This is a genomic window from Mesorhizobium sp. M7A.F.Ca.CA.002.09.1.1, from assembly GCF_003998555.1.
Taxonomy (GTDB): Bacteria; Pseudomonadota; Alphaproteobacteria; order Rhizobiales; family Rhizobiaceae; genus Mesorhizobium; species Mesorhizobium ciceri.
Genome location: NZ_RZRR01000312.1, coordinates 1 through 5,648, shown reverse-complemented (window position 1 = coordinate 5,648; position 5,648 = coordinate 1). Strand labels below are relative to the sequence as shown.

The window sequence follows — 5,648 nt, the reverse complement described above, 5'->3', positions numbered from 1 at the left end:
GACGAAAGCTATCCCTGGCACTGGTCCGTCTACCGCTGGATCGAAGGCGAGACGGCAGAGCGCGAGCGGATTGCCACCCTGCCGCAATTTGCGACCGACCTGGCCGCGTTCCTGGTCGCCCTTCAGCGTATCGATGCCACCGGTGGACCGGCGCCGGGACAGCACAATTTCTTTCGCGGCGGAGCACTCAGCGTCTACGATGGCGAGGCCCGGCAAGCGATTGCCGCCCTCGACGGCAAGATCGACACGGCCGCAGCCAGTGCGGTGTGGGAGGCAGCACTTGCCGCACAATGGCACGGTGCGCCGGTCTGGTTCCACGGTGACGTCAGCTGGGGAAACCTGTTGGTCAGGCAAGGCCGATTGAGCGCGGTGATCGACTTCGGAACCTCCGGCGTCGGCGATCCCGCCTGCGATCTGGCGATTGCGTGGACGCTGTTTGAAGGCAAAAACCGGGAGGCGTTTCGTGCCGGGCTTCCGGCCGACGAGGCGATGTGGGCGCGCGGTCGTGGCTGGACGCTTTGGAAGGCGCTGATCACGGTCGCTGGACAGATCGACGCCAACCCTGTTGAGGTTGAGAAATCCTGTCACGTAATCGATGAAGTCCTTGCCGACCGCGCGCGCGAGCGTGAAGCGCCGAACGATAAGCCACTCTAGCCAACCAAAACCCAGTCCCGTCGCCAAACATCCGCCGTCGCATGGCGCGACCAGGGACATTCCGACCGACGCCATGCTTCCCGGGAGTGCCGATCCGCCTGATCGAGGCGGACGACCACGTCGCCCGTGTCGCCAAGGTCGACTGAGAGGCGTCACGGAGGAATCGTTTTGAACGTTTGGCTGCTGTCACAATCGGGGACACCACAGCGCTCCAGGGTTTCGATCGTCTTGGAAGAAGCAGACAGGCTTGGAAGCGTCATCCCGCTTTTCGCCTCGGCATCAGAGTGGGATTGGCGAATGGGCGTCACCTGGCGATAGAGGGGTCGGCAAGATTCAGGTCGATGTCGGCGAAAACCAGGTAGATATTCCACATTGTGCGGTCTTTTAGAAATATAAAACGTCGTAGTTATATTTAGTCGCGAAAGTATCCGTATATATATTCAATGTGTGACGTTGTGCCACTTGTGCCATTCGCCATCGCGGCAAGTGTTATTTGTGCAACACAGCATTAATCTGTTCGCGGAATTGGCATTATTTCGGAAATCGTCATTGAAGGCAGATGATCGATGGGTATGTTCGCCGCTGAAAAGGGCGAGCGGTGTGAGCCTTTTTCGTTGTGGGGGTGAGGCGGGAAAACATTGCCGCCAGCCACAAATCCGAAGCCATTTAAAACTATGACTGGAGAGGTCAGAAAATGAACATCAAGAGCCTCCTTCTCGGCTCAGCCGCGGCCCTGATCGCGGTCAGCGGCGCACGCGCCGCCGACGCTGTCGTCGTCGCCGAACCGGAACCGGCCGGATACGTCAAGATTTGCGACGTCTACGGCGCCGGCTACTTCTATATTCCGGGCACCGAGACCTGCCTGCGCATCGGCGGCTACCTCCGCTACGACATGGGCGTCGGCGATTCCGGCTCGCTCGATGGCGCCAACAACGTTCCCGATCACATGGACGGCGGAACGAACGACACCTGGTATAAGAACATGCGTTTCACGCTGAGGACTTATACCGGCCAGGAAACCGAGCTCGGCACGCTGAAAACCTTCACCGAAACTCGCTTCCAGTTCGGCAACTCCTCCGGCGACTATACCGACCAGACCCCGGCCAACAACGGCTGGCAGGCCGGCAACAAGACCACCACCCTCAATTTCGCCTGGATCCAGCTCGGTGGCCTGCGCGTCGGTAAGGATGAAACGGTATACGACCAGTTCATCGGTTATGCCGGCAATGTCATCCAGGACACGCTCATCCCGTATGGTGTCAAGGATACCAATCTCATCAGCTATTACTTCGACGCTGGCAGCGGCTTCACGGGCGTGGTCTCGCTTGAGGAAGGCACCGCCGTCAACACCATCGACAGCTATGTTCCGCATGTCGTCGGCGGCTTGAAGTACAAGGGCGACTGGGGTGCGATCACTGGCGTCGTGGCCTATGACAGCAACTATGAGGAAGTGGCCGGCAAGGTCCGTTTGGACGTCAACGTCAGCAAGGAACTGACGCTGTTCGTCATGGGCGGCTACGGCACCAACGACAACATCAACGACTTCGGCACAGGCCGTACCCAATACAAGCCGTGGGGCGGTAACTGGGCAGTCTGGGGTGGCGGCACCTACAAGTTCAACGAGAAGACCTCGTTCAACGCCCAGATTTCCTATGACGACTGGAAGAACCTCGGCGTCGCTGCCAACGTTGCCTATACCATTGTGCCCGGCTTTACGGTCACGACTGAAGTCGATTACCTCAATGCAGGAAAATTCGACGACTTCGACTTCAACAACTGGACCAAGGCCGACAAGAAGAGCAGCGTCGGCGGCATCGTCCGCTTCCAGCGCAATTTCTAGCAGATCGACTGACCTCACCAGCCCGCCCGCAGCACATCGCTGCGGGCGGTTTTTTATGCATTGGTGTGAGAGTTACCCAGGAGCCAAGCCCATACCTTGATTTCGCCACCCGATCGGTGAAAAGCTCCTGAAATGGAATGGCGCGACGAGGGAATCATTCTCGGCACCCGCAAGCATGGCGAAACCAGCGCCATTCTCGAGGTGCTGACGCGAGCGCATGGCCGTCATCTCGGCCTTGTTCGCGGCGGCCGTTCGCGCAAACAGCAGCCCGTCCTCCAGCCCGGCAATCGCGTCGACCTGTTGTGGCGTGCGCGCCTTGATGAACATCTCGGCACGTTCCAGGCCGAAGCGATCGAGATGAATGCTGCCCGGTTGATGGACAGCGCCGTCGCCGTCTACGGCTTGCAGACCATGGCCGCGCATCTGCGCCTGCTGCCCGAGCGCGACGCGCATGAAGGTCTCTACGAAACGCTTGCCGTGATGATCGTCCATCTCGACGACGCCGACGTTGCCGGAGAACTGGTGGCGCGCTTCGAGCTTCTGGTGCTGGACGAACTCGGCTTCGGCCTCGATCTCAGCCAATGCGCCGCCACCGGCACGCGACAGGACCTGGCCTATGTTTCGCCGAAGTCGGGACGCGCGGTATCGCGCGAAGCCGGTTTGCCATGGCGCGACAGGATGCTGGCTCTGCCGGCCTTCCTGCAGCGCGGCTCCGGCCTGCGCGCGGATGCGGCTGATGTCGACGACGCCTTCCGGCTCACCGGCTTCTTCTTCAACCGCCACGTCTATGAGCCGCGCGGCATCGAGCCGCCGGACGCTCGTACCGGCTTCCTCGCCGCCTTGCGCAAACATCACGCACGCGGCAAGGCCATAGCTGGCGAGGACGCAGCCAGAGAAATCCTCACATGAGCGAAGTCGAACTTTATCCTGGCCGGGTCTCACCGCTCGGCCTCGGCACCATTCCGCACGCCGACATCCTGAAATACACCGGTTTGGAATTGCTGCAGCGCATCGTCGACGGCAAGTATCCGGCGCCGCCGATTTCCTTCCAGCTGAATTTCACTCTCACCGAAGTCTCGGAAGGGCGCGCTGTCTTTCGTGGCATGCCGAGCGAGCGCCATCTCAACCCGCTGGGCAGCGTGCATGGCGGCTGGGCGGCGACGCTGCTCGATTCGGCACTGGCCTGTGCCGTGCAGACGCTGCTCGAAAAGGGCGAGGCCTATACGACGGCGGAGTTCAAGGTGAATTTGACGCGTCCCATCACGCCGAAGACCGGCGAAGTGGTCTGCGAGGGCAGGGTTGTTCACAAGGGCCGCACGTTGGCGGTGTCGGAAGCGACGCTGAAGGATGGCGGCGGCAAGCTGCTGGCTTTCGGCACCGAAACATGCTCGATCTTTCCGGCCGCCAATCTGGCGGCGCGCTGAGTTTTCTGGCCGTTTGGCCGCCGCATTTGCATGTCAGTGAGACGAAACGTCAGTGAAAACTGGCCTGGTTTGGGGGAACCGCCATGTTTGAGAGCCTGATCGGCCTTGTCGCCATCATCGCCTTGTTCGTCATCATTTCGCGCCAGCAGAGCCGCATCGGCCTTGTCGAGCGCGAGCTTGGCGCGCTGCGCAGCCTTGTGCTCTCGGGAGCCGTGCCGCCTGCGGCCAAGCCGTCCGAACAGACGGTGGCCGACAACGTGCCCGCCGATGTGATTCCAGCCGTTGCGGCAGCGGCCGACATTCCCTCTCCAGCGACAAGCGAGCCGGTCGCCGCACCGGCGCCACCCACGGAAACGGAAGACTCGACCGGCGAGATCGTGTCCGGGCCGTGGACCGCTCCAGAACCGGCGCCGAAGGCGGTGGAACCCGCGGAGCTTCCCGGAGCGACGAAAGCCGCCCGCCAATCCGATGTCGAAACCGCGCTCGGCACCCGCTGGGCGGTCTGGGTCGGCGGCATCGCCCTGGCGCTGGGCGGTCTGTTCCTGATCCGCTACACCATCGAAGCCGGCATTTTCGGCCCCGGCGTACGGCTGACCATGGCCGGCGCGCTCGGCCTTGTGCTGGTCGTGGGCGGCGAGTTCGTCCGCCGCACCGGCTTCAAGATGCCCGTACAAGGCGCCGCGGGCGCCTATATTCCGGCGATCTTGACAGCGGCCGGTGCCTTCATCCTGTTCGGCACCGTCTACGCCGCGCATGGCATTTACGGTTTCATCGGGCCGGCGCTCGCCTTCACGCTGCTTGGGGCCATCGGTGTGGCAACCATTGCCGCTGCGCTCGTCCACGGCCAGGCGCTGGCCGGCGTCGGCCTTGTCGGCGCCATGGTGACGCCGGTGCTCGTCGCCTCGCAGGCACCCAATCCCTGGGCGCTGTTCGGCTATCTCGCCATCGTGCTTGCCGCCACCGGCGTCATCGCCCGCATGCGCGACTGGAAGTTGCTGATGGCGGCTGCCTTTTTCGGCACCGGTGTCTGGACCATTCTCTATATGACCGATGCGCCGGGGGCGAACCTCTCTGCGATCCTGCTCATCGACGCCGTCACGCTGGCCGTGCTCGCCCTTGTCTGGCTCGCTCGCCGTGGCGACGAAACCACGCCAGACAGGGCTTTCGACTGGCCGTCCATCGTGCCTGGCCTGTTCGTCGCATTCTCGGCACTGGGCCTGTCGGTAGACCCGGCCTTTGCTGCCGCCGGCTATGCCTTGCCGGGCGCGGTGGTGATCGCCGCGATGGTGGCGGTCACGCTTTATCGTCCGCTGGCGCTGCCGCTCCTCTATGCCGCGGGACTGGTCACGGTGCTGATCTATCTCGGCATTATCCCGCCAACCTCGATCGCTTCCGATTTTTCGGGCGGCGCCCTGGGCGTCGACGGACTGCCGGTGGCCACGTCCAACGCGCTGACCTTGCGCATCGGCATCGCACTCGGCCTGGTCTTCATCGGCGCCGGCTTCTGGGCCGCGCGCCGGTTCGCCGCTGGGACACAGATACGTGCGGCCTCATGGGCGGCGTGGGGCGTCATCGTCCCGCTGGTCGTCCTGCTGGCGCTCTGGTTCACTTTCGGCAATCTCGACCGTGACCCTGTCTACGCCGCCGCAGCGGCACTGTTGGTCGTCATTTTCGCCGCCGGCGGCGAGTGGATCGCGCCGACCGAAATCCAGCCGAGCACCGGATAGGAG

4 protein-coding genes and 1 pseudogene are annotated in these 5,648 nt (G+C 62.8%); all 5 read left to right on the top strand.

What is annotated here, in order from left to right:
• A partial coding sequence (locus tag EN994_RS15480) for an aminoglycoside phosphotransferase family protein (protein ID WP_164745940.1) occupies positions 1–654 on the top strand: 654 nt, incomplete at its 5' end.
• 694 nt (positions 655–1,348) lie between these two features.
• The gene (locus EN994_RS15475; RefSeq protein ID WP_127307628.1) at positions 1,349–2,494 is read left to right on the top strand and encodes a porin; all 1,146 of its coding nucleotides are present in this window, start codon (positions 1,349–1,351) and stop codon (positions 2,492–2,494) included.
• A 132-nt stretch (positions 2,495–2,626) separates the two neighbouring features.
• Positions 2,627–3,403, top strand: a complete 777-nt coding sequence (gene recO, locus EN994_RS15470) for a DNA repair protein RecO (protein WP_013532580.1) — start codon at positions 2,627–2,629, stop codon at positions 3,401–3,403.
• Positions 3,400–3,918: a PaaI family thioesterase gene (locus EN994_RS15465; protein WP_013532579.1), complete on the top strand. Its 519-nt coding sequence runs from the start codon at positions 3,400–3,402 to the stop codon at positions 3,916–3,918. Before recO ends, EN994_RS15465 begins: the two co-directional genes overlap by 4 nt.
• Positions 3,919–4,001: 83 nt before the next feature.
• Positions 4,002–5,615: pseudogene (locus EN994_RS15460) on the top strand (DUF2339 domain-containing protein); the annotation flags it as partial.
• Positions 5,616–5,648: the final 33 nt, after the last annotated feature.